This is a genomic window from Streptomyces sulphureus DSM 40104 (genome assembly GCF_000381025.1).
In the GTDB taxonomy this organism is placed as follows: Bacteria; Actinomycetota; Actinomycetes; order Streptomycetales; family Streptomycetaceae; genus Streptomyces; species Streptomyces sulphureus.
Genome location: NZ_KB905823.1, coordinates 24463 through 50650 on the forward strand (window position 1 = coordinate 24463; position 26188 = coordinate 50650).

Annotated in this window: 27 protein-coding genes; 13 read left to right on the forward strand and 14 right to left on the reverse strand. The window is 73.0% G+C overall.

All coding sequences use genetic code 11. The features are described 5' to 3' along the window. Positions 1-42: 42 nt before the first annotated feature. The gene (locus F603_RS0125595; protein ID WP_078503752.1) at positions 43-1374 is read left to right on the forward strand and encodes an aminotransferase class I/II-fold pyridoxal phosphate-dependent enzyme; all 1332 of its coding nucleotides are present in this window, start codon (positions 43-45) and stop codon (positions 1372-1374) included. On the opposite strand, the gene F603_RS0125600 is transcribed toward F603_RS0125595, so the two are convergent. Continuing rightward, positions 1365-3482, reverse strand: coding sequence for a S9 family peptidase (locus F603_RS0125600; RefSeq protein WP_051096383.1), 2118 nt, complete (start codon positions 3480-3482; stop codon positions 1365-1367). The two genes, F603_RS0125595 and F603_RS0125600, sit on opposite strands and share 10 nt — an antisense overlap. Before the next feature lie 238 nt (positions 3483-3720). Between F603_RS0125600 and F603_RS0125605 the strand changes: the two genes are divergently transcribed. The 8 genes from F603_RS0125605 to F603_RS0125640 all read left to right on the forward strand — a co-directional run bounded on the left by F603_RS0125605 (position 3721) and on the right by F603_RS0125640 (position 10685). Continuing rightward, positions 3721-4551: a HipA family kinase gene (locus F603_RS0125605; protein ID WP_019548794.1), complete on the forward strand. Its 831-nt coding sequence runs from the start codon at positions 3721-3723 to the stop codon at positions 4549-4551. Then, entirely contained in the window at positions 4548-4979 is a 432-nt protein-coding gene (locus tag F603_RS0125610) for a DUF3037 domain-containing protein (protein ID WP_051096385.1), read from the forward strand. Before F603_RS0125605 ends, F603_RS0125610 begins: the two co-directional genes overlap by 4 nt. Positions 4980-5100: 121 nt before the next feature. After that, positions 5101-5862: a 3-oxoacyl-ACP reductase FabG gene (gene fabG, locus F603_RS0125615; protein WP_019548796.1), complete on the forward strand. Its 762-nt coding sequence runs from the start codon at positions 5101-5103 to the stop codon at positions 5860-5862. A 17-nt stretch (positions 5863-5879) separates the two neighbouring features. Further along, positions 5880-6638, forward strand: coding sequence for an SDR family oxidoreductase (locus F603_RS0125620; protein ID WP_019548797.1), 759 nt, complete (start codon positions 5880-5882; stop codon positions 6636-6638). Between the two features lie 63 nt (positions 6639-6701). Beyond that, positions 6702-7388 carry a M15 family metallopeptidase gene (locus tag F603_RS0125625; protein WP_019548798.1) on the forward strand — a complete coding sequence of 229 codons (687 nt, stop codon included), beginning with the start codon at positions 6702-6704 and terminating at the stop codon, positions 7386-7388. A gap of 275 nt (positions 7389-7663) precedes the next feature. Beyond that, a complete protein-coding gene (locus tag F603_RS0125630) occupies positions 7664-9262 on the forward strand; it encodes an ABC transporter substrate-binding protein (RefSeq protein ID WP_019548799.1) in 1599 nt (532 codons plus the stop codon). 97 nt (positions 9263-9359) lie between these two features. Continuing rightward, entirely contained in the window at positions 9360-10037 is a 678-nt protein-coding gene (gene ung / locus F603_RS0125635) for a uracil-DNA glycosylase (RefSeq protein ID WP_019548800.1), read from the forward strand. A gap of 111 nt (positions 10038-10148) precedes the next feature. Next, on the forward strand, positions 10149-10685 hold the full coding sequence (locus tag F603_RS0125640) for a hypothetical protein (protein WP_019548801.1): 537 nt from the start codon (positions 10149-10151) through the stop codon (positions 10683-10685). A 57-nt stretch (positions 10686-10742) separates the two neighbouring features. Here F603_RS0125640 and F603_RS0125645 read toward each other — a convergent pair whose 3' ends face one another. After that, positions 10743-11261: a DinB family protein gene (locus tag F603_RS0125645; protein WP_019548802.1), complete on the reverse strand. Its 519-nt coding sequence runs from the start codon at positions 11259-11261 to the stop codon at positions 10743-10745. Positions 11262-11972: 711 nt separating this feature from the next. On the opposite strand from F603_RS0125645, the gene F603_RS0125655 reads away from it, so the two are divergent. After that, a complete protein-coding gene (locus F603_RS0125655) occupies positions 11973-12878 on the forward strand; it encodes a Gfo/Idh/MocA family protein (protein WP_019548804.1) in 906 nt (301 codons plus the stop codon). On the opposite strand, the gene lnt is transcribed toward F603_RS0125655, so the two are convergent. The 4 genes from lnt to F603_RS0125675 form a co-directional block, all read right to left on the reverse strand. After that, complete coding sequence (lnt, locus tag F603_RS0125660; protein ID WP_019548805.1) at positions 12850-14388, reverse strand: apolipoprotein N-acyltransferase; 1539 nt, start codon at positions 14386-14388, stop codon at positions 12850-12852. The genes F603_RS0125655 and lnt overlap by 29 nt on opposite strands. A 193-nt stretch (positions 14389-14581) precedes the next feature. Continuing rightward, positions 14582-15595 (reverse strand): DMT family transporter, encoded by a 1014-nt coding sequence (locus tag F603_RS0125665; protein ID WP_019548806.1) that lies wholly within the window; start codon positions 15593-15595, stop codon positions 14582-14584. Positions 15596-15716: 121 nt separating this feature from the next. Next, positions 15717-15983 carry a hypothetical protein gene (locus F603_RS0125670; protein ID WP_019548807.1) on the reverse strand — a complete coding sequence of 89 codons (267 nt, stop codon included), beginning with the start codon at positions 15981-15983 and terminating at the stop codon, positions 15717-15719. 91 nt (positions 15984-16074) lie between these two features. Further along, the gene (locus F603_RS0125675) at positions 16075-16842 is read right to left on the reverse strand and encodes a TVP38/TMEM64 family protein (protein ID WP_019548808.1); all 768 of its coding nucleotides are present in this window, start codon (positions 16840-16842) and stop codon (positions 16075-16077) included. A 278-nt stretch (positions 16843-17120) separates the two neighbouring features. On the opposite strand from F603_RS0125675, the gene F603_RS0125680 reads away from it, so the two are divergent. Next, complete coding sequence (locus F603_RS0125680; protein WP_019548809.1) at positions 17121-17966, forward strand: spermidine synthase; 846 nt, start codon at positions 17121-17123, stop codon at positions 17964-17966. Between the two features lie 17 nt (positions 17967-17983). On the opposite strand, the gene F603_RS0125685 is transcribed toward F603_RS0125680, so the two are convergent. After that, a complete protein-coding gene (locus F603_RS0125685; protein ID WP_019548810.1) occupies positions 17984-18994 on the reverse strand; it encodes a DUF8017 domain-containing protein in 1011 nt (336 codons plus the stop codon). A gap of 120 nt (positions 18995-19114) precedes the next feature. Between F603_RS0125685 and F603_RS0125690 the strand changes: the two genes are divergently transcribed. Continuing rightward, positions 19115-19570, forward strand: coding sequence for a DUF4442 domain-containing protein (locus tag F603_RS0125690; RefSeq protein WP_019548811.1), 456 nt, complete (start codon positions 19115-19117; stop codon positions 19568-19570). A 50-nt stretch (positions 19571-19620) separates the two neighbouring features. Here F603_RS0125690 and F603_RS0125695 read toward each other — a convergent pair whose 3' ends face one another. Then, complete coding sequence (locus F603_RS0125695; protein ID WP_019548812.1) at positions 19621-20205, reverse strand: gamma carbonic anhydrase family protein; 585 nt, start codon at positions 20203-20205, stop codon at positions 19621-19623. A gap of 128 nt (positions 20206-20333) precedes the next feature. On the opposite strand from F603_RS0125695, the gene F603_RS0125700 reads away from it, so the two are divergent. Then, positions 20334-21134 (forward strand): acyltransferase, encoded by an 801-nt coding sequence (locus F603_RS0125700; protein WP_019548813.1) that lies wholly within the window; start codon positions 20334-20336, stop codon positions 21132-21134. Positions 21135-21373: 239 nt separating this feature from the next. Here the strand turns inward: F603_RS0125700 and F603_RS0125710 are convergent, their stop codons facing one another. From F603_RS0125710 to F603_RS0125730, 6 genes are read right to left on the reverse strand one after another with little or no spacing between them, the layout of a single operon-like run. Next, positions 21374-22117: an urease accessory protein UreD gene (locus F603_RS0125710; protein WP_019548814.1), complete on the reverse strand. Its 744-nt coding sequence runs from the start codon at positions 22115-22117 to the stop codon at positions 21374-21376. Next, on the reverse strand, positions 22117-22845 hold the full coding sequence (gene ureG, locus F603_RS0125715) for an urease accessory protein UreG (RefSeq protein ID WP_019548815.1): 729 nt from the start codon (positions 22843-22845) through the stop codon (positions 22117-22119). The genes F603_RS0125710 and ureG overlap by 1 nt, the downstream gene beginning before the upstream one ends. Beyond that, complete coding sequence (locus F603_RS0125720) at positions 22838-23524, reverse strand: urease accessory UreF family protein (protein WP_026328710.1); 687 nt, start codon at positions 23522-23524, stop codon at positions 22838-22840. Before F603_RS0125720 ends, ureG begins: the two co-directional genes overlap by 8 nt. A gap of 22 nt (positions 23525-23546) precedes the next feature. Further along, the gene (locus F603_RS0125725; RefSeq protein WP_019548817.1) at positions 23547-25268 is read right to left on the reverse strand and encodes an urease subunit alpha; all 1722 of its coding nucleotides are present in this window, start codon (positions 25266-25268) and stop codon (positions 23547-23549) included. Further along, positions 25256-25534, reverse strand: coding sequence for an urease subunit beta (gene ureB, locus F603_RS34330; RefSeq protein ID WP_078503753.1), 279 nt, complete (start codon positions 25532-25534; stop codon positions 25256-25258). Before ureB ends, F603_RS0125725 begins: the two co-directional genes overlap by 13 nt. Then, positions 25531-25833: an urease subunit gamma gene (locus F603_RS0125730; protein ID WP_019548818.1), complete on the reverse strand. Its 303-nt coding sequence runs from the start codon at positions 25831-25833 to the stop codon at positions 25531-25533. The genes ureB and F603_RS0125730 overlap by 4 nt, the downstream gene beginning before the upstream one ends. Positions 25834-26188 lie beyond the last annotated feature (355 nt).

Genomic DNA, 26188 nt, shown 5'->3' on the forward strand with positions numbered 1-26188 from the left:
GCGGGTTGCTCAACTTCCTTGTACTAGTGCATAGTTGATTTTGTGCTAGGAGAGTACCGGATAGCAGGCCGGGGCGGTGCGGAGATCGCCGCCAGCGTGGAACGGGGCATCGCGGAAGGCGCGTTGGCGCCCGGCCAACACCTGCCGCCGCTGCGCGAGTTGGCGCGCGAACTCGGCGTCAACCCGAACACCGTCGCCGCCGCGTACCGCACCCTTCGGGAGCGCGGCGTCATCGAGACCGCGGGCCGCCGCGGCAGCCGCGTCCGTGCGCGCCCCGCGAGCACACCGCGCGAGGAGCTCCGCCCCGACGTGCCCGAGGGCGCCGTCGACCTCTCCACGGGCAACCCGGACCCCGCGCTGCTCCCTCCGCTCGACGAGGCGCTCGCCGCCGCCGCCCGCCGTGCGGCGGCCGAGCCGACGGTCTACGGCTCTCCGCCGCTCGTCCCCCGCTTCGCCCGACTCGCCCGCGCAGCACTGGCGTCGGACGGCGTCCCCGAGGCGCCGCTCGCAGCCGCCTCGGGGGCGCTCGACGCGATCGAGCGCGTCCTCTCGGCGCACCTGCGCCCCGGCGACCGCGTCGCCGTCGAGGACCCGGGCTGGGGCAGCCTCCTCGACCTCGTCCCCGCGCTCGGTCTCCGCCCCGTCCCGGTGGCTCTCGACGACGAGGGCCCCACCCTGCGCTCGGCCGAGCGCGCACTCGCCTCGGGCGCCCGCGCGCTCGTCGTCACGGCCCGCGCGCAGAACCCGACGGGCGCCGCGGTGAGCGAGGAACGCGCTGCCCGGCTACGGGAGTTGCTCGCCACCCGGCCGACGACCCTCCTCGTCGAGGACGACCACGGGCACGGCATCGCAGGACTCCCGCACCACCCGCTCGCCGGCGCCACGGCGCACTGGGCGCTGGTCCGCTCCACCTCCAAGGCGTACGGCCCCGACCTGCGCGTCGCGGTGCTCACCGGGGACGACACCACGCTCGCGCGGGTCGCAGGGCGGCAGCGCCTCGGCCCCGGCTGGGTCAGCCGGCTCCTCCAACACGCGGTCGTCCACCTGTGGGAGACGGACGCGGTCGACGGCCGTGCCGTCGCCCACTCCTACGACCGGCGCCGCGAGGAGCTGCGCGGCCTCCTCGCGGCCCGGGGGATCGAGGCGCGCGGGCGCAGCGGGATGAACCTCTGGCTCCCCGTCCCCGACGAGACCGGTGCCGTCGCCCGGCTCCTCCACGCGGGCTGGGCCGTCGCCCCGGGCGCGAGGTTCCGCACCTCCTCGGCGCCCGGAGTCCGGCTCACCGTCTCGCCGCTGACGCAGGCGTCGTTGGAGCCGTTCGCCGACGCCGTCGCCGCTGCGCTGCGCCCCTCCTCCGGCGGTCGCTACGACTGAGACCCAGTCGGACGCAGCGCGGAGAGCAGGAAGTTCCGCTCGTAGCGGAGGAGTTGGCGCTGTGTCACCGGATCGCGCACCAGGTGGGTCTCGCCCGGAAGCGGCAGGACGGTGTGCGGGCGTCCGGCGGCGAGGAGCGCGGCGGACAGCTTGAGGGTGTGGGTGAAGGCGACATTGTCGTCCGCGGTGCCGTGCACCAGCAGGAGCGGGCGGCGCAGGCCGGGAGCGTCGTCGAGGAGGGAGCTGCGCGCATAGTGGGCGGGGTGCTCGTCCGGATGGCCGAGGAAGCGCTCCTTCCAGTGGCTGTCGTAGTGGCGCTGATCGGAAGGGGCGGCACCGGCGACGGCTACGTGGAAGACGTCCGGGCGGCGCAGCACGGCGGCAGCCGCGAGCGTGCCGCCGAAAGACCAGCCGCGGATGCCGACCCGGGAGAGGTCGAGGTACGGCAGCTCGGCCGCCGCGGCGCGGACCGCGTCGACCTGGTCCTCCAGCGCCGGGCCCAACTGGTCGCCGCTGATGGCCTTCTCCCACGCGAGTCCGCGTCCCGGAGTGCCGCGGCCGTCGACGACGAGCACCGCGAAACCCTGTTCGGCGAACCACTGCGCGACGGCGTCCTGCCAGCCCGAACCCTTCCGCACGAGCTGCATCCCCGGCCCCCCGTACGGCGAGAGGAGCACCGGGAGCCGCGTGCCCGCGCGCGGCTCCCTGCCGCCCGGAAGGAAGAGAGCGCACCGCAGGCGCCGCTCCCCGAGTACCAGCAGCCGGGGCCTCGGCTGCGGGACGGGCTCCTCGGTGAGCGTCGCGAGCTCGCCGAGGAGCCCGTCACCGCGGTGGAGCGTGACGCAACTCCCGTGCGTGCCCGCGGAGTCGAGGACGAAGGTGTCGCCGCCGACGGCCGCCGTGTGCACCCCCGGCTCCTCGCTGAGCCGTTCGCATCCCCGCTCGGGCGTGTAGCGGTACACGTGCTCCTCGGTGGGCTCCTCGGCGCCGCCGAAGAGCACCGCGTCGCCCTGCGTCCCGTGTACGGCGATGAGTTGGAGCCCCGGAGGCGTCACGGCCCGGCCGTCCACGGCGAGCCGCCGCGTGTCGCAGCCCTCGTCGTCGTACGGCTCGACGAGCGCGCCGGACGCGGTGCGGCAGGGTGTTCCGCTGATCAGCTCCACCCAGTGCGCGTCGGTGCGCTCGGAGACCGTTCTGACGTGCCCCGTCGTCGGATCGACGGCGAGGGTGCGCAGCGTGCGCTGATCGCGGGTCTGTGCGGCGGCGAACGGGCCGTGCGCGTCCCAGCCGGCCGCCGGGAGGTACTCGAAGTCACCGCCCGGCAGGTCGATTCGGACCCGCTCGCCGTCGAGCCCCAGCACATGGAGCGTGACGCGCGGATTGGCCGTTCCGGCGGCCGGGTACGGCGCCGACCGCGGGGCGCGCTCGGGGCGGAACGGGTCGGCGTACCACCGCAGTTGGACGTCGGACTCGTCGACGCGCACCGCGAGGACGGCGTCTCCCCCGTGCGCCCACCAGTGGCCGCGCAGCCTGCCCATCGACTCGGCCGAGATGTGGTCGCTCGACCCGTAGCCGACGCAGGGGCCTTCGGGCGCTGCGAGAGTGCGCGCACCGGTGCCGTCGACGCCGACGACGTGCAGGGCGCCCTCGCTGACGTAGGCGATGCGGGAGCCGTCGGGGGAGGGCCGCGGATCGAAGACGGGTCCTGGTACGGGGACGCGGAAGGGGACGGCGTCCTCGGTGCGGACCGCCCAGAGTGCGCCGCCGAGCGTGAAGGCGGCGATGGTGCAGTCGGCGTCGGCCGCGAACGCCGTGATGCCCAGGGCGAGTTCGCGAGTGCGTTCGCGGAGCGGGTCCGCCGGCTCGGGGGCGGCGGGCAGCTCGCCCGGGTCGGCTAGGGTGCGCTCGGTGCCGTCCTGCCAGAGCCGGAGGAGGCTCACCGGATCGCTGCCTGTACGGGTGCGCAGGAACACGACGCGCCGACCGTCGGCCGAGACCGACGGTGCGCGTACGGCGCCGAGCGAGAAGCGCCGGGTGCGCGCGAACTGCTCGGGGAAGTCGGGGCACGGGTCGACGGGGCCGTCGTCCCGCGGGTCGGGAAGGTGCATCGGTTGCTCCTCGTCCTGGAGGGTCGGTATGTGCGCCGGGCCGTGCGCGCACACGAAAAAGCCTCCAGGCGGTGAACACCGGGAGGCTGGAGGAACGGGGCGGCTGCACGGGCAACTCGCGTACTGCGCAAAGTCGTTGGAAGAGTACACCCTGACACCGCGCCCGGTCCCGCTCTTCGCGGGCCACGCGGCACCCACCGGGCACACGGCGGCGGTGCACTCGGCATAACCTGGGCGGATGCTTCCAGAGACCACCGCCACGCGCTATGTGACGCCGCTCCGCGAGGGCGGCTCGCTCCCCGGCCTCGTCGAGGCCGGAGATCTGGGCACCTACGTGGCGAAGTTCACCGGCGCCGGGCAGGGGCGTAAGGCGCTCGTCGCCGAGGTCGTCGCCGGGCAGCTCGCCCGCAGGCTCGGGCTGCGCGTCCCCGAGCTGGTGTCCCTGGAGGTCGACCCGGTGATCGGGCTCGCCGAGCCGGACGAGGAGGTGCAGGAGCTCCTCAAGGAGAGCGGCGGTCGCAACCTCGGCATGGACTACCTGCCGGGCTCGCTCGGCTTCGACCCGCTCGCGTACACGGTCGGCCCCGAGGAGGCGGGCCGGATCGTGTGGTTCGACGCGCTCGTCGACAACGTCGACCGCTCGTGGCGCAACCCCAACATGCTGGTCTGGCACGGCGACCTGTGGCTCATCGACCACGGGGCCACGTTGGTCTGGCACCACAGCTTCGGCTCCGCGGGCCGCGCCGTCGCGAAGCCGTACGACGCCTCCGACCACGCGCTCGCGCCCTTCGGTCCCGACATCGCGGCGGCTGCCGGGGCGCTGGCGCCCCGCGTCACCGAGGAGCTGGTCGCCGCGTGCGCCGCGGACGTCCCGGACGAGTGGCTCGCACCCGAGCAGGGCGCTCCGGACGCGGACGCCGTGCGCGCCGTCTACGCGCAGGTCCTCTCGGAGCGGGCGCGCACGGTCCACGAGCACGTCACCGTCGGCGAACCGACGCGGGACCGCCCTTCGCAGGCGCCGGGCTGGCTCACGGGCCGCGACGAGCCGAGCGGGTGCGGTGCGAGATGAGCGGAAACGTACGGGCGAGCGGCAACCACCGAGTGAGCGGGGAGCGCAGGGAGTTGGACGTCTTCGAGTACGCGGTGCTGCGCGTGGTGCCGCGGGTGGAGCGGGGCGAGTCGATCAACGCAGGCGTGGTGGTGTACTGCCGTGCCCGTTCCTACGTCGGCGCCTGCGTCCACCTCGACGAGGCGCGGCTGCGGGCGCTCGACGCCGGTGCCGACGTGGTCGGTGTCCGCGCGGCGCTGCGTGCCGTCGAGGGGGTGTGCGCCGGCGGGCGGGCCGCGGGTCAGGCCGCCGACGAGGACCCGGGACGCAGGTTCAGGTGGCTGGTGGCGCCGAAGAGCACCGTGGTGCAGCCCGGTCCGGTGCACACGGGGCTCACGGCCGACCCGGAGGCGGAGACGGAGCGCCTGCTGGAGGAGCTCGTCCGCTGACGACCGCGGCCGACGACCGGTGCGCAGGCGGCCGTTGACAGCGGGTGCCGGGGCTCATAGCGTCACGACTGCCGTAGCAACTAAGCGTTTGCTCACCATCCAGGACGAGGAGATACCCAGCATGTCCACCACCGAGCAGCGTGTCGCGATCGTGACGGGTTCGGCCCGGGGCATCGGCGCGGCCACGGCCGTACGCCTCGCCGCCGAGGGCCGCGCGGTCGCCGTCGTCGACCTCGACGAGGCGGCCTGCCAGGAGACCGTCGACAAGATCACCTCCGCCGGCGGCACCGCGCGCGCCTTCGGCTGCGACGTCTCCGACTCGGCGCAGGTGGAGGCGGCCGTCGCCCGCGTCGCCGAGGAGCTCGGCGCGCCCACCGTGCTCGTCAACAACGCCGGCGTCCTCCGCGACAACCTGCTCTTCAAGATGAGCGACGCCGACTGGGACACCGTCCTCGGCGTCCACCTGCGCGGCGCCTTCCTGATGTCGCGGGCCTGCCAGAGCCACATGGTCGACGCCGGCTTCGGCCGCATCGTCAACCTCTCCTCGTCCTCGGCGCTCGGCAACCGCGGGCAGGTCAACTACGCCGCGGCCAAGGCCGGGATGCAGGGCTTCACCAAGACCCTCGCCAAGGAGCTGGGCAAGTTCGGCATCACCGCCAACTCCGTGGCGCCCGGCTTCATCGCCACCGACATGACCGCCGCCACCGCCGAGCGTGTCGGCATGGGCTTCGACGACTTCAAGGCAGCGGCGGCGACGCAGATCCCGGTGCAGCGCGTCGGCGCCCCGGAGGACGTGGCCCACGCGATCGCCTTCTTCACCGGCGAGCAGGCCGGCTTCGTCTCCGGCCAGGTCATGTACGTGGCCGGCGGCCCCCTCAACTGAACCCGGAGGCAGGCAGGATGGCAGAGCAGCAGGACACCGGGCGCGTCGCGCTCGTCACCGGCGCGAGCCGCGGGATCGGCTACGGCGTCGCGGAGGCGCTCGCCGCACGGGGCGACCGCGTCTGCGTCACCGGGCGCAACGAGGACGCGCTCAAGGAGGCCGTGCAGTCGCTCGGCACCGACCGTGCGATGTACGTCGCGGGCAAGGCGCACGACCCGGGGCACCAGGAGGAGGCCGTCGGCCGGGTGATGGAGGCGTACGGCCGCCTCGACCACCTCGTCAACAACGCGGGCACCAACCCGGTCTTCGGCCCGATAGCCGACGCCGACCCCGGCGTGGTGCGCAAGGTCTTCGAGACCAACGTCCTCTCCGCGCTCGGCTTCGCGCAGCAGACGTGGGCGGCGTGGCAGCAGGAGCACGGCGGCACCATCGTCAACGTCGCCTCGATCGCGGGGGTTTCGGCCTCGCCGTTCATCGGCCCCTACGGCATGAGCAAGGCGGCGATGATCAACCTCACGCTCCAATTGGCGCACGAGTTCGCGCCCGCGGTCCGGGTCAACGCGCTCGCGCCCGCGGTCGTCAAGACCAAGTTCGCGGTGGCGCTCTACGAGGGCCGCGAGGACGAGGCCGCCGCCCGCTACCCGATGGGCCGGCTCGGCGCCCCGGAGGACGTCGCAGGCGCCGCCGCCTTCCTCACCTCGGACGAGGCGGCCTGGATCACCGGGCAGACCCTCGTCCTCGACGGCGGTCTCTTCCTCAACGCCGGCGTGGAGTAGCCCGGTGGGGGCGCGCCGGAAAGGCGCGCCCCCGCGGTTACCCTGCCTCCGGAGGGAGCGCCGATGTCGTACACCGCCCGGCCCGTCGATCCGCGTACGGGCGTGCCGATCGTGTTGATGGGGGACGGCCGGGTGGCGCGGGTCCCCGTGCGCGAGTGCGGGGAGCCCCTCGTGGACTGCCGGGAGGCGGTGCGCGTCGACGACAGGCGCGGTGACGCGGCGGGGGAGTGGGCGCGGTTGCGTGCCGGCGTTCTCGAACTCCTCGTGCGCGCAGAGGCGTTGCTGCCGCGCGACCGGCGGTGGCTGCTCGTCGAGGGGTACCGCCCGCTGGCGCTGCAGCACCGCATCAGGGACGGGTATCTCGCCGTGCTCCGGGGGCGCCATCCCCGCGCCGGCGAGCGGGAGTTGCGCACCGCGGCGAGCCGCTGGGTGGCGCCGCCGGAGACGGCGGGGCACGTTGCCGGGGCCGCCGCGGACCTGACGCTGTGCACGGCCAGCGGCACCGAGGTGGATCTCGGCTGTCCCGAAGCGGCGACGCCCGAGGAGAGCGCGGGCGCCTGCTTCACGGCGGCACGCGGTATCGGGGCCGCGGCGGCAGCCGAACGACGCGCCATGGCCGAGGCATTGGGCTCCGTCGGCATGGTCAACTATCCGACCGAGTGGTGGCACTGGTCGTTCGGCGACCGCTACTGGGCCTGGTCGACGGGGGCGGAGGCGGCGAGGTACGGCCCGCTCCCGCACGACGGTTGAGCGTCAACTCCCCTGCTTGCACCGCCGGTTGAAGCAGGTGTCGACGCGGACGGGATGTTCCGCCGGCACGTGCTGGGGTAAGGTGCTCACTTGCCTCAGGCCAAAGGATTCGCCTGAGTGGTCACTCCCGGTACGGCGCACGCCTCGGGAGGCCGCTCGGCAGCGGACGGCCCGCAGGCCGAGCCCGGCGCCGCCGGAGCGCACCACCCGTGAGTTCCCGCCCCATCGCCGCCGGCGCCGAGTCGAGGCCGCGGCACCGCCGATCGAGGAGCGACGTGTTCGACCGGAAAGGCCCCCCGAGATCCGCTGCGCTGCTGCTGCCCCTCGCCCTGCTCGCCTCCGCGTGCAGCGCTTTCTCCGGTGACGAGGCCGACGCGGACCACACCCTCACCGTCGGCACCACCAGCGCCCCGAGCGTCCTCGACCCGGCCGCCGCCTGGGACGGTTCCTGGGAGCTGTACCGGAACGTCTACCAGACGCTGCTGAGCTTCCCCTCCTCCAGCACGGCCCCCGAGCCCGAAGCCGCCCGCACCTGCGGCTTCACCGACGGGCAGAGCAAGGTCTACCGCTGCACGCTCCGCAAGGGCCTCACGTTCTCCAACGGCAACAAGCTCGACGCCGCCGCCGTGCGGCACTCCATCGAGCGCGTGCGCACCATCGGAGCCAAGTCGGGCCCCGCAGCCCTCCTCGGCTCCCTCGACAAGATCGAGACCAAGGGCAACAGAACCGTCGTCTTCCGTCTGAAGCGGCCGGACGCCACCTTCCCCTTCCTCCTGTCCACCCCCGCGACCTCCCTCGTCGACCCGGCCTCCTACCCGCGCGACGCGCTGCGCGAGAAGAGCGGCATCGTCGGCTCCGGGCCCTACACCCTCCACCGGTACCGCAAGGACGACCGCGCCGAACTGCGCAGGAACGGCGACTACCGAGGCCCGATCGAGGCGAAGAACGACGGCGTCACGATCCGCTACTTCAAGCGCTCGACCCGCATGGTCTCCGCGCTGGAGCGGGGCGACATCGACGTCACCTACCGCGGCCTCACGCCCTCGCAGATCACCCGGTTCGAGAACACGGGACCCAAGAGCGCCGACGGCGCCGAGGAGATCCAGTTGAGCGAGATGGTGGGCACCGAGATCCACTACCTCGTCTTCAACCCTCGCGACCCCGCGGCGCGCAAGCCGGCGGTCCGCCGCGCCGTCGCCCAGCTCATCGACCGCAAGGCGCTGGTGCGGCGCGTCTACTACCGCACGGCCGACCCGCTCTACTCGATGGTCCCCGGCGGCATCGCCGGGCACACCAACGCCTTCCTCGACGTCTACGGCGAGCCGGACGTCGACAAGGCGCGGAAGACCCTCGCCGAGGCCGGCGTCCGCGGCCGCACCACCCTGCGGCTCTGGTACCCCACCGACCGCTACGGCGCCGCGACGAAGCGCGAGTTCCAGGAGATCAAGCGGCAGTTGGAGGAGTCCAAGCTCTTCGAGGTCGAGCTGCGGGGGCGCTCCTGGGACGCGTACCAGAAGGGATACCTCGACGGCGAGTACCCGGTCTTCGGCCGCGGTTGGTCGGCCGACTTCCCCGACGCCGACAACTACGTGGCCCCCTTCGTCGGCCCCGAGAACGCCATGGGCACCCCGTACGCGAGCCCGGAGCTCACCGAGAAGCTGCTGCCGGCCTCCCGCAAGCAGAGCAACCGCGGTGCGGCGGGCGGCGCCTTCAAGGAGGCCCAGCGGGTGCTCGCGGAGGACGCGAGGCTGCTGCCGCTGTGGCAGGGGCGCCTCTACCTCGCCTCGGCGAAGAACGTCGCCGGCATCGAGTTCGCCCTCGACCCCGCCGGGATCATGCGCATGTGGGAGCTGCACGAGAAGTCGAGCTGGTAGCGGGGACCAGGGCGCCCGATGTCGGTGCCCGACGGTACGTTCTGTGGTGCGAGCGCGGGTATCTGCGCCCGTCCCACCGCAACCGGAGGTCCCACGAGTGATCGGAACGCTCCCCGCATCCTGGCGCGAGGTACTCGCCGAGGAGGTCGAGCAGCCGTACTTCGCCGAGCTCTGCGAGTTCGTCGAGCAGGAGCGGGCCGCAGGCCCCGTCTACCCGCCGCAAGAGGAGGTCTTCGCCGCGCTGGAGGCGACACCGTACGACCGCGTCAAGGTGCTCCTCCTCGGCCAGGACCCGTACCACGGCGAGGGCCAGGGCCACGGCCTCTGCTTCTCGGTACGCCCCGGCGTGCGCGTCCCGCCGTCCCTCCGCAACATCCACCGCGAGCTCCGGGACGACCTCGGCCACCCCGTCCCGGACAACGGCTCGCTCACGCACTGGGCCGAGCAGGGCGTCCTGCTCCTCAACACCGTGCTGACGGTGCGCGCGGGCGAGGCCAACTCGCACAAGGGGCAGGGGTGGGAGCGGTTCACCGACGCGGTGATCGGTGCCGTCGCCGCGCGGGAGCGGCCCGCCGTCTTCGTCCTGTGGGGCAACCACGCGAAGAAGAAGGCGAAGCTGATCGACACCGAGCGGCACGCGATCATCGAGGGCGCCCATCCCTCCCCGCTCTCCGCGCGGAGGTTCTTCGGCTCCCGCCCGTTCTCCGCCGTCGACAAGGCCCTCGCCGAGCAGGGGCACGCGCCGGTGGACTGGCGGCTGCCCGACCTCGCCTGAGCCGTCCGCCTGCGCCTCACGTGCGTTGTCGGTGGTGGCGGTTAGCGTCGTGGCGACGGGCACCGGGCCGGGCGTCCGGGGCTTGCAAGTGCACTGAGTGGGAGGCAGCGCGTGGCGGAGGAAGAAGAGCGGACGACCCCGGCGGAAGCCGGGCCGATGACGGCCAGGATCGGCCAGGCGATCATGCTCCACCGGGCGGGCGACCGCGAGGAGGCGCGCAATCGCCTCGCGCAGCTTTGGGCGGAGACGGACCCTGAGCACGACCTCTTCCACCGCTGCACCATTGCCCACTATCTCGCCGACACCCAGGAGGACCGGGCGGACGAACTCGCCTGGGACCAGCGGGCGATGGCCGCGGCCGAGGCGCTCACCGGCGCCGAGGTCCACTGGGGCGAGCACGCCCTGGCCGTCCGCTCCCTCTACCCGTCGCTCCACCTCAACCTCGCCGCCGACCACGCCGCACTCGGCGACGAGCGCTCGGCCCGACGCGAACTCCACGCCGCCCGCTCCTACCTCCCCGAGCTGTCGGAGGACGGCTACGGGGACGGCATCCGCGCCGCGGTCCATCGCCTGGGCCTGCGCCTCGGGGACGTCGGCGACGATCCGGGCCCGCCCCCGTGCGGGGGAGCCGACGCGCAGGGGCGTTAGGCCGCGCGCCGCCAACCGCCGTGCGGCCGGGGCGAATCGGGCACCGGCAGGCGCCGCTCACATCCCCGTGGCGCCGTCGATGCGCTCCCGGACCAGGTCGGCGTGGCCGTTGTGGCGGGCGTACTCCTCGATCATGTGGAGGTGGACCCACCGCAGGCTGTACCTCTCGCCGGTGAGCGGGTCCGGGCTCGTCTCGTCGAGATCGCGCCCGGCCGCCGTGCTGCGGGCGAGGGCGATCTGCTCCCGCCAGGTGGCGAACGCCTCCTCCGTCGTGTCGCCCGGCTCGCACTCGAAGTCGCGGTCCGGCCTGTCCTCGGTGCAGTAGAGCGGCGCTGCCGGCTCACCGCCGAACACCGAGACGAACCAGCCGCGTTCCACCTCCGCCATGTGCCGCACCAGCCCGAGGAGCGTGATCGGGGAAGGCGGCGCTGAGCGGGCGCGGAGCTGCGCGTCGTCGAGCCCGGCGCACTTGAGCGCGAGGGTCTCCCGGTGGAAGTCGAGCCACCCTTCGAGTTGCTTCCGTTCGCCGTCGGTGGGGTTCGGCCGGGCGCGGTTGTCGGCTGGGTCGGTCGTCATGGGGGAGAGTCTCCGGCACGGCCCGCGCTCGGTCCAGGTGATTTATGGCTGCGGAGCCGAACGCGGCCGCCCTCTTTACGAGTTGGTTGCTGTGCGGCCGCGCGTGCCGAGCGTGCGGCGGCAGCGCGCGTCGTACGTGGGCGAGTTGACCGGCCGTGGTCGTGTCGGGGCTGAACTCGGCGCGGGACTGGGGGACGTGGCCGGCGGCGACCGGGCCTCGGCGCACGCCTCCGGTGCGAAGACGGCGGCCCGGACGCCGATGGCGCGCAGACGCGAGGAGCGGTGAGACCACCGCGACCCTCGCGGACGACCGCGACGGGGTGAGGGGTGCTCATGGCCTCCTTCGGATGACTGGCCGAGTGCGTGCGGGAACGGGGGCACGGAGCCGGCGAGTTGGCTTGCCTCCAACTGCCGGATGCTTTCCCGGCGTTCCTCGCCCGCAGGTCGCCGTCCTTGCTGTAGAAGAGGTCGTTGCCGGCGGAGTTCCGGTTCTGCACGATCGCCAACCCCCCACGATTCACCACCGGAAACGTCGGGCTGCGCCCCCGACAACCCGACCCGCGCCCTGCAACGCCGAGTCCCCCGAGGCAGCGCCCCGCACCGCCCACTCGTCCGCCCGTATGCTTCGCCCGCGCGGCCCGCCTACACGCAGCCGGTGGGGCCGTCGCGCGCCCGCCCGACCAACCGCTCCACCACCCTGAGGGGGGACCCGTGAAGATCGGCGTGATCGGCCTCGGCGACATCGCGCAGAAGGCGTACCTGCCGGTGCTCGCCGCCCAACCGGGCCTGGAACCGCACCTGTTCACCCGAACCCCTGCGACGCTCGAGCGCATCGGCGACGCGTACCGCGTCCCGGCGCACCACCGCCACCCCGACCTCGACGCGCTCCTCGACGCGCGTCCCGACGCGGCCTTCGTCCACGCGCCCACCGCGTTCCACCCGCCCCTCGTCCGCGCCCTGCTCGACGCCGACGTGCCCGTCTACGTCGACAAGCCGATCGGCTACCACCTGAGGGACGCCCAGGACCTCGTCGCCCTCGCCGAGGAGCGCGGCGTCCCCCTCGCCGTCGGGTTCAACCGCAGGCACGCGCCCGGGTACGCCCAATGTCTCGAGCTGTCACGGGAGTTGATCGTCCTCCAGAAGCACCGCGTCGGCCTGCCCGACGACCCGCGCCGGCTCGTCTACGACGACTTCATCCACGTCCTCGACACACTCCGGTTCCTCGTGCCCGCTGACCCGGACCGGATCGACGTGCGCGGCCTGCTCCGCGACGGGCTCCTCCACCACGTCGTCGTGCAGCTCGCGGGGGAGGGGTTCACGGCGATCGGTGCGATGAACCGCCGCTCCGGATCGGCCGAGGAGGTCCTGGAGGTCTCGGGCCACGACGCGAAGCGGGAGGTACGCAACCTCGCCGAGGTCGTCGACCACCGGGGGCAGCCCAGCGTCCGCCGGCGGGGCGACTGGGTGCCGGTGGCCCGCCAGCGCGGCATCGAGCAGGCGGCGCTCGCCTTCCTCGACGCCGTACGCGAGGGCCGTACCCTCTCCGCGCAGGACGCGCTGCGTACCCACGAGCTGTGCGAGCGGGTCGTCATCTCCGTACGGGAACAGGAACGTTGAACTCCTCGGCCTGCCGGGCGCGGACGGTGCGGGCCCACTCCAGCGCGCAGAAGGCGAGGAGCACGGTGGTACTGGCGTGCACCACCCAGTCCCCGAACCTGACGTACGGACTCGTCCCGGTGGCGGTCGGCGCCGCGTACTCGGCCACGCCGGAGCGGTCGGTGCCGAGCCGTTCGCCCTGCTGCCGGCCGTCGGGGCCGTAGACGGCGCTCACGCCTGTGAGGGTCGCGTGGACGACGGGCCGCCAGGTCTCGGCGGCGCGGAGCGCGGCGAGCGAGGCGTGCTGCTCGGGCGCCCAACTCTCCTGGAAGGAGGACGTGGCCGACTGTGCGACGAGCATTTCGGCGCCGTCGCCCGCGAGTTGGCGGCTCATGTCGGGGAACGCGGTCTCGAAGCAGATCAACGGCCCGATCCGGACGCCGCCCGCGTGCATCATCACGGGGCCCGAGCCGCGCTGCCTGTCCTCGTTGGCCGCCTTGCCCACCGAGGTGGCCCAGCCGAGCACGGAGCGTGCCGGGATGTACTCGCCGAAGGGGACGAGACGGGTCTTGTCGTACCGCTGTCCCGTGAGGCCGTCCCCGTCCACGAGGACCGAGCTCTTGTAGATGCCTCCGCCCCCGTCGGCGCGCGCCGAGTCGACGTTGACGAGGATCGGGGTGCCGATCCGTGCGGCGAGACCGCTGATCTTGCGGCGCAGGTCGGGCCGGTGCGTCAGATCGAAGCCGACGCTGCTCTCGCCCCACACCACCAGATCGGTGCGGGAGTCGGCGAGCCTTTCGGTGAGCGCGATGGCGCGGTAGAGGCGGTCGCCCGCAGTCTTCGTCATCCCCGGCTGTACCACCGCCACGCGTACGTCGTGGCCCGAGCGCTGCGGCGCGGGCGACCACAGCCAGGCACCGCCGATCGGCACGACGACGGCGGCGACCGCGGCGAGCGCCGGCAGGCGGCGGGTGCCGGGCGCGCAGGAGACGAGCAGCACCGCCAGCGCGGTGTTGGCCGCCACGAGCGCGAAGCTCACCAGCCACACGCCTCCCAACGAGGCGAGCCGCAGGGCCGGTTGGAACTCGTACTGGCTCGCCCCGAGCAGCCCCCACGGACCGCCCAGGTACTCCCAGGAGCGCACCAGCTCCACCATGAGCCATCCGGAGGGGAGCAGCACCAGCGCGGCAGCCGTACGCGCCCCCCGCTGAGGGCCGGAGAGCACCCGGCGCACCAGCCATCCCCACGGCGCCCACAACAGCCCCAGCAGTGCGGCGAGGAAGAGGATGAAGACGTGCAGGCTCGGCAGCAGCCAGTGGTGGACGGCGAGCATGAAGGCACTGCCGCCGAGCCACCCCGTCATCGCCGCAGCCCGCGCCGTCGGCGCCGTGCGCGCCAGCAGCATCCAGGGGACGAGCCCGAACCAGGCGAGCCACCAGAGGCTCGGCGTCGGAAAGGACAGCGCGGGGAGCGCCCCGGCGAGGAGGCTCAACGGCCAGCGGCCCCATCGGGACTCCAGCGCTCCCTGCATCCCGCGCCTCCTCTGTCCCGCTGTGACCCGGCAGCCGCATCGGCTACCCGCGCGTGTCGCCTCACCAGTGTGCGCAAACAACACGCTCCGGGCGAGGGCGCGATGGGGCGGGGCCCGACCTTTTCCGCCGTCCGGGGGTCGTACGGAGCGAGGAGAGGGGCAGCGCCGGCAGGCAGCCGAACGCGGGACGCCGTCAACCGGTGCGCCCGGCGTCCGTCCCTGGCGCAGGAAGCAGGACCCGCAGCTCGTCGCGCGTCGCGGAGCGCGGCGGGCGCCGGAACGTCGGCTGCTCCTCGCCGCGCTGGCGCGGGATCACCACGCGTACCCCGTGGCACGGGCCGCCGCGGTCGCGGGCGCTCTCGCGGGCGAGCACGGCGATGCCCCAGGCGGCGACGGCGCCGGCGCACACCGCGCCCGCCGCGCCCGCCGTGCCGAACCTGAACCCCTCGCCGAGCAGGAGGACGCCCGCCGTTGCCGCGAGGACGGGGTTGGCGACTGTGGTGGTCGCGAGCGGCGCCGCGAGGCCGCCGCCGCGGTAGGCGGCCTGCGACAGGGCGAGGCCCGCGACGGCGAGTACGGCGACGAGCACGAGCAGCGGGGCGGCGGCCAGCAGCGAGCGGAGCGACGGCTCCTCGACCGCGGTCTTCACGAAGAACGACGCGGCACCGTGCGCCGTGCCGGAGGCTGCGGCGAGCAGGATGCTGCGGGTGACGGCCCGTTGACGTGCTCCGTGGCCTCCGCCGCCCGTACGGCGTCCGAGTGCCCTGGCCAGGACCGTGAGGAGGGCCAGCAGCGCCGCTACCGCACCGGCCGCCCACCGCAGCTCGTCGCCGCTGCCCGGGTCGCTGCGCCCCGCCCCCGTCAACAGGAGCACCCCGCCGAGGCCGGCGGTGACGAGCAGGATGCCGCGCCAACCGGCCGCGCCGACGGGGCGTTTGACGACCACGGCGGCGAGCGGCGCCGCGAAGACGAGCGTCAGGACGCCGAGCGGCTGGACGACGACGAGCGGGCCGAGCGCGAGCGCGGCGACGTGGAGCAGTGCTCCGGTGCTCTGCAGCCCGGCCGCCGCCCACCAGCGCAGCCTGCGCAGCAGTCCGAACCGGCTGGGCGCGGTCGTCGCCGCGAGCCGCTCCTGCACGAGGGCCGCGCCCGCGTAGCCGAGCGCGGAGGCGAGCGCGAGCAGCACGGGCGCCAGCAGCGGGGTCACCGGGTACTGCCGGGGCCGTGCGCGGGGAGAATCATGTCTCCACGATGCGCCGTGGCCCTGCGCCTGTCGTCATCTCGGGGAGGGGCCCGACCTACCACCTCAGGAGTACTCCGAGTGGGACTTACGACGGAAGGCCGCCCTCCCCGACGATCTCCGCGGGGCCGAAGCCGCTGCCCGTGATGCGTACGTAGCCCTCCCGGCCGTCGGAGAGGCGCAGTTGTGCGACGTCGGTGACGAACTCGGCCCACAGGGACTCGTCGCCCGTCGCGCGGAGCGTCCCCGTCCACGGCTTCTCCGGCCCTTCGGCGTCGGTGTAGAGAGCCGCGTCGACCTCGATCTCGACGGCTCCGAAGATCAGCGTCGCAGGTCCGCGGTAGAAACTGTCCATGATCGCCAGTCTGGCAGGCTCTGCCGACGGCACCACCGCAGACGGTTGCATGTCGCAGCGAGCGCAAGGCCGCCGCGCACGTCCGGGGGCGTCAGCCGGCGGTGTGGCCGGCGGGCTCCTGCTCGGCTTCGGCGTTCCCCGGCTTCGGCCCGCGGGCGACGACCCGGCGGATGCGACCGCGCCGGCACCAGGCGTACGCCGTCCCCGCCAATCCGGAGACGGCGATGAAGCCGAACGAGACGAGGAAGGCGGGCGAGGTCGGGGTGGTGGCGGCGCTGCCGGCGACCGTGTACGCGGCGGTGTTCGGCACCGAGCCGAGCGCGGTCGCGGCGAGGAAGGCCGGCCAGCGCATGCGGGAGACGGCGGCGCCGTAGTTGGAGGCGGCGAAGGGGATGCCGGGCAGCAGCCTGAGGATCAGGGTGGAGCGGAAACCGTGGCGGCTGAGGTACCTGTCGGCGGTGTCGAGCCAGCGTCCTCTCAGCAAGGGGCGCAGCGCGCACTGACCGAGGAGGCGGCCGAGGCCGAAGCAGATGCCGGCGCCGAGGACGGTCCCTGCGACGGCGGCGGCCGTGCCGACCTGGGCGCCGAAGAGCGCGCCCGCAGCGACGTTGAGCACGGGGCGCGGGACGAACGCCGCCGTGCACGCTCCGTAGCCGGCGGCGAAGAGGGCCGCGGCGCCGGCCCCGGTGAGGCGCGAGGGCCAGCCGTCGACGAGGAGGTCCTGGGGTTGGTAGGCGAGCGCGGCGGCGGCCGCGGCGCACAGGAGGAGTACCAGCAGGGCGAGTCGGGACCAGGGGGAGAGCAGGGTCTGGACGAGACGGCCGGGGACGCCGTCGGATTGCGTGGCGGGGACGGGCACGGGGCGAGCGTAACCGACGCGACGGCGCGCGGCCGGACGCCGAGCGCCGCGGACCCGCCGCTCCGGCCGTCCTCTCCGGCCCACCGCCCGGCGCTTCTCCCGGCCGCCGACCTCGTCCGGAACCGGCGACGGCCGGCAACCGGCCCGTGCCCGGGCGGCGTTCGCGGAGTCGGCGAAGTGACGGAGAAAACACCGGATTTGGGGAAAGGGGAGCAACGCGCAGGCGCACGGGCGCAGTCGGCACGCGGGTGCGGCCCCGCGCCCCGCACAATGGAGGTGTGCCAGAGCCGATCCCCGTCATCCGCGCCGTCGCAGGCGGCACCGCGAAGCTCCTGCCCGACGTCGACCGGCCGCGCGCCTGGCTGCTCACGCTCGACGGCGCGCCCCAGTCCTACGTCGACCTCGACGACCCGCACCATCTGGAGTTCGAGTACGCCCGCCGAGTGGCCCACCTCCTGGACGCCGCGGCGCCGCCCGAGGCGCCTTTGGCCGCGCTCCACCTCGGCGCCGGCGCCTGCACGCTGCCGCGGTACCTCGCAGCGACGCGCCCGGGCTCGCAGCAGACCGTCGTCGACGCGGACGGCGAACTCCTCGCGCTCGTCGAGGAGTTCCTGCCGCTGCCGGCGGAGTGCGGGGTGCGGCTGCACACGGCGGACGCGCGTGCGGCGCTGGAGGCGGCGGAGCCCGGCCGCTTCGACGTCGTCCTCTCGGACGTCTTCGGCGGCGCCCGCGTCCCGGCGCACCTGGGCACCGTCGACTACGTGCGCGCGGCCTCGCGGGCGCTGCGCCCCGGTGGCCTCTACGTCGCCAACCTCGCCGACGCCGCGCCCTTCTCCTTCCTCGCCCCGCAGTTGGCGACGGTCGGCGCCGTCTTCTCCGAGCTCTGCGTGGTCGCCGAGCCCTCGGTGCTGCGCGGGCGCAGGTTCGGCAACGTGGTGCTGGCGGCGAGCCAGGGCCCGCTGCCGGTGGGCGAGTTGGCCCGCCGGTGTGCGGCCGACCCGTTCCCCGCGCGGGTGGCGCACGGGGCGGCCCTCGGCGGATTGCGGCGGGGCGCCGCACCGGTGGCGGAGGGCGCCGCCGTCGCCTCACCCGAGCCGCCCGCCGGCGCCTTCAGCCTGGAATAGCCGGGGGCGGCGGGGTCTCAGCCGCGGGGCTCGTCGTCGTCCCCGGCGGAGCCGGCGTCGTAGCTCCGCAGGCTCGCCATCATCTTCTTGACGGTCGTGTCCGGCACCTCGTCGTCGACGTTCATGTCGCTGTAGAAGACCCAGATCGCCAGGTCGTCATTGGAGTTGATCCAGGAGACGGCGGTGACCTTCCCGTCGGCCGAGCACTTGTCCTCCTTCGGCGCCCCCGTGATCTCGGCGGTGGAGACATGGCCCTTGATGCCGTGCTTGTTCTTGAAGGGGCGGGGCTTGCTCTGCTCGAGGCTGCCCTTCTGGTCCTGGTCGAAGCCGGCGATCGCGAAGTTGCCCGCGGCTATCCTGGCCGCCTCTTTGGTGTTCTTCGAGCCCTGCGCGCCCTTGGTGCCCACCCCTGCCCTCGTCGAGCTCTTGCACCAGTCGTCCTTGTAGTAGGCGGGCGCCGACATCGCGACGAGGACCTTGCCGTCGTCGTCCTCGAAGCCGGTGATGGTGCCGGGGCTCGACACCTCCCAGTCCTTGGTCTTCGGTACGTCGAAGGCCGAGTACCACTTGGGGTTGACGACGGCCTGCCAGCCGGGCGTCACCGGGTCGCTCCCGTCCGACTTCGTCGGCTGCGGCTCCGGCTGCTGCGTCGGCTGCTGGTTCGGTGAGGCCGAGGTGGTCGAGGAAGGCGCACCGCCCTTCGCCTCGTCGTCGTCCTCGCCGCCGCCGAGCACGAAGACCCCGGTCACCACGGCGGCCGCCACGACGGCGACCGCGGCCACGACCGCGATCGCCGTGTTCCGGCCTCGCTTGCCGCCCGAGGGCTTCTGCGGCCCCGGCGAACTCGCCGGCCCCCACTGCGGGTTGGTGCCGTACGGGTTCTGGTCCTGCTGTCCGTACCCGGGCTGTGCCTGCTGCCCGTACCCGTGCTGCTGGTACGGGTTCGGCTGCCCGTATCCCGGCTGCTGGTACGGGTTCGGCTGCTGCGGGTTCTGCTCGCCCCCTGGCGGCTGCTGTCCTGGCCACATGGCCGACAAGCCTATGGGCAGCGGTCGTTCGCGGCCACGCCGTGCGGGGCTTCGGTACCGAGCCGGTACATACGGGGGAGCGGCGGAAGGAGGCTTATTACCCGGTGGTAACCTCCGGGTATGACAGCCGAACCCCAGCCGTCGATCGGCGAACTGATGGCGGCGAGCGTGCCGATGGTCCGTACGCTCAACCTGGAGTACCTGGAGACGACGCCGGAGCGCGCCGTCGTCGCCTTCCCCGACCAGCCCGAGTACCGCAACCACGTCCAAGGCCCGCACGCCGGCGCCATGTTCACCGTGGGCGAGTCGGCGAGCGGGGCCGTCACACTCGCCGCCTTCGCCGACCAGCTCGCCAGGGCGGTGCCGCTGCCCGTCCGCGTCGAGGTCAGCTACAAGAAGGTGGCGAGGGGCCGCGTCACCGCGACCGCGACCCTGCGGCGGCCCGTCGCGGAGGTCGTGGCCGAGCTCGACGCGGGCAACCGCCCCGAGTTCCCCGTCCACGTCTCCCTCACGCGGGAGGACGGGGCCGAGACGGGGGAGATGACCGTCGTCTGGACGCTCAGGCCCAACGACTGAGCCCTGCCCGCGAGTCGGCCCCGCGCCCGCGCGGCACGCGGCCCGGGGCCTCACTGCTCGGGCGCCGCCTCGTCGCGCGAACCGCCGTCCTGTGCACGGCCGTCGACCGGTTCGGCTCCGCGGTGCGTCTCCGCGAGGTCGAGGTAGACGGCCGCGTTGAGGCGCACCCCTTCCCGCTCCTCCTCGGTGAGCTCCCGCTTCACCTTCGCCGGTACGCCGGCGACGAGCGAGCCCGGCGGCACCTGCATGCCCTGCGGCACGAGCGCCTGCGCCGCGACGAGCGAACCGGCCCCGATCCGGGCGCCGTTGAGCACCGTCGCGCCCATGCCGACGAGCACCTCGTCCTCGACGGTGCACCCGTGGAGTACCGCGTTGTGGCCGACGGAGACGCGCTCGCCGACCGTCACGGGGAAGCCGGGATCGGCGTGGACGGTGCTGTTGTCCTGGATGTTGGACCCCGCGCCGATCGAGACCGAGGCGGTGTCGCCGCGCAGCACGGCGCCGTACCAGAGCCCCGTGCTCTCGCCCATCGTCACCTCGCCCACGACCACCGAGGTCGGTGCCGTGTACGCGGTGTCGGCCAGTCTGGGACGTCGCCCACCGACAGCGGCCACCACCGCTTGCTGCTCGCCCATCTCTCGACCTCCGCCGACTCGTTGGCTCCACCGGTACTCCGGCACGGCAGCACCGTAGGCGATCGGCGGGAGAAAGATCACAGCGACTCCGGAGGCGCCGCATCCGTCGCGCCGTCTACCGTGACCGCGTGTCCTCCCACCGCACCCCACGCGCGCGGCCGCGGCTCGGCGCGCTCGGTCGCAGGCTCGCCTCCCGCGCCGTGCACGGTGCCTGGCGACTGGCCCAGCGCGCCGGCGCCGTCACGGCGGAGCACCCGGGCGGCTACGCCTTCCATCGGATCGGCACCGGCACCCGACTCGCCTTCCCGCAGGGCACCGTCTTCGGCGCCGGGTGGATCGAACTCGGCGACCACTGCGTCGTCGGGCAGGAAGTGACGCTCACGGCAGGGATGATGCCCGACCTCGATCTCGGCCCCGAGACGGTGCTGCGGATCGGCGACGGCGTCGTGCTCGGCCGCGGTAGCCACGTCGTCGCGGACACCGCCGTGACCATCGGCGACGACGTCTTCTGCGGCCCCTACGTCTACATCACCTCCACCAATCACTCCTACGACGACCCGTATCAGCCCGTCGGCCGGCAGTGGCCGCGCGCCGCTCCCGTGGAGATCGGCGCGGGTAGCTGGCTGGGCGCGGGCGCCGTGGTGCTGCCCGGGGCGCGGCTCGGGCGGAACACCGTGGTCGCGGCCGGCTCGGTCGTCCGCGGCGAGGTGCCGGATCACGCGGTGGTCGCCGGGGCGCCGGCGCGGGTGGTGCGCCGCTGGGACGAGGAGTCCGGCTGGCAGCCGCCGCTCGCGACACCGCCCCCGGCCCCGGTGCCGGAGGGCGTCACCCCGCAGGAGCTCCGCGCCGGCGCCGAGTTGGCGAGCGGCACCGGTCCCGACGGGGAGTCCAGGGGCGCGTCGGGCAAGGGCGGGAGCACTCGGCGGTGACGGCACACTGGGGGAGAGCGCCCGCTGGAGAGCCCCGCGTCGAAGGGACGCCCACCGTGAACGACCGTCTGCTGCGCATCCTGCTCGCCTGCGCCGTCGCCCTCGTTGGCCTCGGCATGCTGCTGAGCCTGGTGGTGCGCGCGTAGGAGTGCTTCGCCGGGACAACCCGGATTGCTCCCCGGTAGAAGCTCGGGGAGCTGCGTGATCAGCACCATGGTGAGACACGCTGGAACGGCGGGTCAGGGTCTCTCCGAAGGCTGCGGATCTTGAGGGCACTCGTGCCAGGCGTCCCACGCCGTATCGAGTGCGGACTCCAGGGGCGGAGCCGAGGGGCCGAGATGGCGTACGAGCGCGCCAGGACCCGCGAGTGCGGTGAGGTACGGGTCGGCCGGGTCCTCGGGGCGCCCGGCGCCGAAGTGGGTGACGGAGCCCAGGAAGCGGGCCCCGCCCAGAATGCCGGGCAGATCGCGTTCTTCGGGCGCGGAGAAGGCCAGGTCCTCCACCAGAAGTTCGTCCCCGTCGTACGAGGCCCTGGTCACCGAGTGCAGGGCGCCGCCGCGTTCGCCACAGCGACCGAGCACGAGCAGCTCGCGCCAGAGCATCGCGGCCCCATGCGCGAGTTCAGCCGCCATGGAGCGGTGGACACGTGCGCCGGAGGAGACCACGAACGGGCGCGCGCCCCAGCACAGCCGCGCGCCCTCACCAAGCGTGACGTCTGCCGACCAAGTGGCGCCGCCGCCCCGGTGGTCGTAGGCCACCAGCCCTGCTGGTTCGACCAGTTCAAGCCGGGCACCGGGCCCGACGGTGACGCGCAAGTCGAGCGCGTCCCCCGTGAGGAGCCCGGCGCGAATGCCGACGAGCGCAAGCCGCAGGACCCCGGGCGGCGAGGCCAGGGGGCGCGGTGCCAGGAAGGTGCCGGAGGCCAGCTCACGCGCGACGTGCCGCTCGCCCTCGCGCTCGACGGTGACGACGGTGGGTTCCATCAAGGTCGCGCGTCGCCGTGGGTGTGGCTGCCCTCGTGCACGTGGCTGTGCGGGGCCATGGGGCCGGGGTCGACGGGGGTGTGGCGGTCCGCACGGTACCGGGCGAGCAACGAACGTACCCAGTCGGCGAGTTCGGCTACGGAGGAGGCGTCCTTCTTGGAGAGGGCGAGCACGGGCAGACCTTCACGGGCGCAGCGCGCGTCGTCGACCATGCGCGCCACGTCGACATCGACGTGCGGTGCCAGATCCGTCTTGTTGATCACTAGCAGATCGGCCTTCGAGATGCCGGGGCCGCCCTTGCGCGCGACATCGCCGCCGCCCGCGACGTCGAGGCAGAATATCTGCGCGTCGACCAGCGCGGGACTGAAGGTGGCTGTGAGATTGTCGCCGCCGCTTTCGATGAGGATCACGTCCAGTGGCCCGTACGCGTCCTCCATGTCCTCGACAGCGTCCAGGTTCACGCTGACATCGTCGCGGATCGCGGTGTGCGGGCAGGCCCCAGTCTCCACGGGGCGTATGCGCTCGGCGGGCAGGACGCCGGCTGAGCGCAGAAAGCGTGCGTCTTCATCGGTGTAGATGTCGTTGGTGACGACGGCCATGGACAGCTCGTCGGCGAGCTCGCGGCAAAGCGTGGCCAGGATCGAGCTCTTGCCTGTGCCGACGGGACCCGCGACGCCGAGGCGCAGCGTCCTGCGGACGGTGCCAGCCTTGCTCCGGATGTTATGCAAGGAAAAGTCTCCGTTCTGTTCGTGCGTGTTCCAGTGCCCACTGTTCGATCAGGGGCGCCGAGCGGGCCGGGAGGTCCGACGGCTTCGAGGTGGCGACCGCCTCGACGACGGCCTCTTCCACCGAGGAGGCGGTTTGCGCTACCCAGGCGACCGAGTCGAGCGGGTCGCCGGGCAGCAGTTTGAGCGCGGCCGAGGCGACGGCTTGGAGGTCGTCGTAGACGACGGTGCGCGCCAACTCGGCTTCGGCCAGGCCCAGTACGGCCCCGAGCGCCCCCGTGACCACGGGCCGCAGGGGTCGTAGTACGGGTGGCCCCGGCAGCACGGCCGTGTCCAACGCCGCGATCGCGGGATGTCCGGGCGCGAGCCGTAGTGCGAGGCGGTGCACGCCCCGGCCGAGTGCTGCACCGACCTCGCGTAGGGGAGCGACCGGCGTACGGGCCGCGAGGGCCCGTTGGAGCGGCCCGTAGTCGACGGGGTCGCGGGCGACTGCCTCTCGCGCCGCCAGCACCGCTGCCGCTGCCTCCGTCACGCATACCGTGCGCACTCGGGCCCGCAGAAGCGCCGGGATCTCCTCACGGGTCAGCCCCGCGGCGACCGCAGGCTCCAGGCCGGCGCTGTAGACGTAGGCGCCGACCGGAAGGCGACCGTCGGCAAGCAGCAGCGCGGCCAGCGGCCCGATGCCTGCCGTCATGGCGTCGCCATCAGAACAGGCTGTACCGCTGGGCGAGCGGTACCTCGGTTGCGGGTTCGGGCCGTACCAGCTCGCCATCGACCCGGATGTCGAAGGTTTCGGGGTCGACGTGGATGTGCGGCGTCGCCGCATTGTTGCGCATGTCAGCCTTGGTGATCCCGCGCGTGGACCGTACGGGCAGCAACTCCCGTACGAGGCCGAGGCGTTCGGCGAGCCCGTCCTCCAACGCGGCGGGCGCGACGAAGCTGACGGACAGGTGCGGCGCGGCAGCCGCAGCGGCCGAGGGGCGCAGCAGCACGGGTTGGGCAGTGGGGATGGCCGCGTTCGGATCGCCGACGGGGGCGTAGACGACCATGCCGCCCTTGAGGACGGCCGAAGGCCGAATCCCGAAGAACGCCGGGTCCCAGAGCACCAGGTCAGCGAGCTTGCCGGGTTCGACGGAGCCGATGACGTGATCCACGCCGTGCGCGAGCGCCGGGTTGATCGTGTACTTCGCCACATAGCGCCGGGCGCGCTCGTTGTCGGCGCGCAGCCCGCCGGGGAGCGCGCCGTTGCGACCTTTCATCACGTGCGCGACCTGCCAGGTACGGCTGATGACCTCGCCGATCCTGCCCATCGCCTGTGCGTCGGAGGAGGTGATGGAGAGTGCACCCAGGTCGTGCAGGACATCCTCGGCAGCGATCGTGGAGGCCCGGATGCGGGACTCGGCGAAGGCCAAATCCTCCGGGACGCGCGGATTGAGGTGATGGCAGACCATCAGCATGTCGAGGTGCTCGGCGACGGTGTTGACGGTGTGCGGCAGCGTCGGATTCGTGGAGGCCGGCAGTACGTTGGTGTGGGAGGCGACCGCGATGATGTCCGGGGCGTGGCCACCGCCCGCGCCCTCCGCGTGGAAGACGTGAATGCCTCGGCCTCCGATCGCGTCCAGGGTTCGTTCGACGTATCCGGCCTCGTTGAGGCTGTCGGCGTGCAGTGCGACCTGGAGGCCGTAGGTATCGGCGGCGCGGAGGGCCGTGTCGATGGCTTGCGGGGTCGCGCCCCAGTCCTCGTGCACCTTGTAGCCGCCAGCGCCTGCGAGCGCCTCCTCACCGAGCGCCCGGTGGCCGGCCGGGCCGCGCGTGCTGCCCTTGGCGAACAGCAGGATGTTCAGCGGTACGTGGTCGAGGGCGCGGTGCATCATTGCCAGGTGCCGGGCCCCGGGCGTGACGGTGGTGGCCTTCGATCCCTCAGTGGGCCCGGTGCCGCCGCCGATGACGGTGGTTGTGCCGGTGGCCAGGGCCTCGTGCAGGGTGTGGGGGATCAGTACGTGCACATGAGTGTCGACTGCTCCCGCCGTCAGGATGCGGCCCTCGCCTGAGACGACGTCGGTGCCTGGACCGATCACCATTTCCGGGTGGATGCCGTCGGAGACCTCAGGATTGCCTGCGCGGCCGAGCGCGACGATCCGGCCGTCGCGCACGCCGACATCGGATTTGATCACGCCCCAGTGGTCCAGGACGACAGCGTTGGTGATGACGAGGTCGAGGGTGCCTTCGGAGCGTGGCGCGGCGGACTGGGCCATGCCTTCGCGGATGGACTTGCCGCCGCCGAAGACTGCCTCGTTCCCCGCGCCGTCCCCGCCGCAGCGGTCCTCCTCGACCTCGATCCACAGGTCGGTGTCGCCGAGGCGGATCTGATCACCGGTGCTCGGGCCGTACAGCGCCGCGTAGGCGCTCCTGTTCAGCTCAACCAATTACGACTGCCTCCGAATTCCACGATGATTACCTCCACATCCACGCCCGGATCAAAACGCAGGGAGGTGCCCGAAGGGTTGTTGATCCGAAAACCCCGAGTGGATTCCCGGTCGAATTCCAGGGCCGGATTCGCATCGGGCAGGTGGAGATGGGAGCCGATCTGGACGGGTCGGTCCCCAGTGTTGGTGACCGTCACCGAGCGGGTGCGCCTCCCGGAATTGAGAGCCACGGCGCCGGCGCCTGTGCGAATCTCGCCGGGGATCACGGGATGGGCTCCGTGATCGTGACGAGCTTGCGGCCGTCGGGGAAAGTGGCCTCGACCTGCACATCTTGCAGTATCTCGGGGATGCCGTCCATGACGTCGGCTCGACCGAGGACCGTACGTCCCTGAGTCATCAGGTCCGACACGGTGTGGCCTTCTCGGGCGCGTTCGATGGCCCAGCAGGACAGCAGCGCGACGGCTTCGGGGTAGTTCAGGCGAACTCCGCGGGCCTGCCTGTCCCGTGCCACCAGACCGGCAATACTAAGCAGCAATTTCTCCGTGTCAGACGGAGTGAGCAGCATGAGAAACCTCCACGGAAGGGGTTCACGAAATTTTTTCGTGAGACCGCGAAAGACTTCTCTCTTATAGCTCCATCCAGCACGTAAAGGCAAGTTTTCTGTGCGCCGCAAGAAGCCGCCTTGTCCTACTATGCCCTCAAACGTTGACAAAGTTTGCATATGGCATGTGCAACTCACCACTGATCGCCGTACGGCGTCGTGCGGCATGTACGGGGCGTAGAGCGTGACCGCCACGCAGTGTCGGGCCGTGTGATCTGTGCGCCCAGAGCGGACTGTCGGCGGACGGTGGGGCGGCTTGCGCCGTGAAGGGCGAGGTCGAAGCGCTGGTGCTGCGCTTCCGCACCAGTGCCGACTGAGG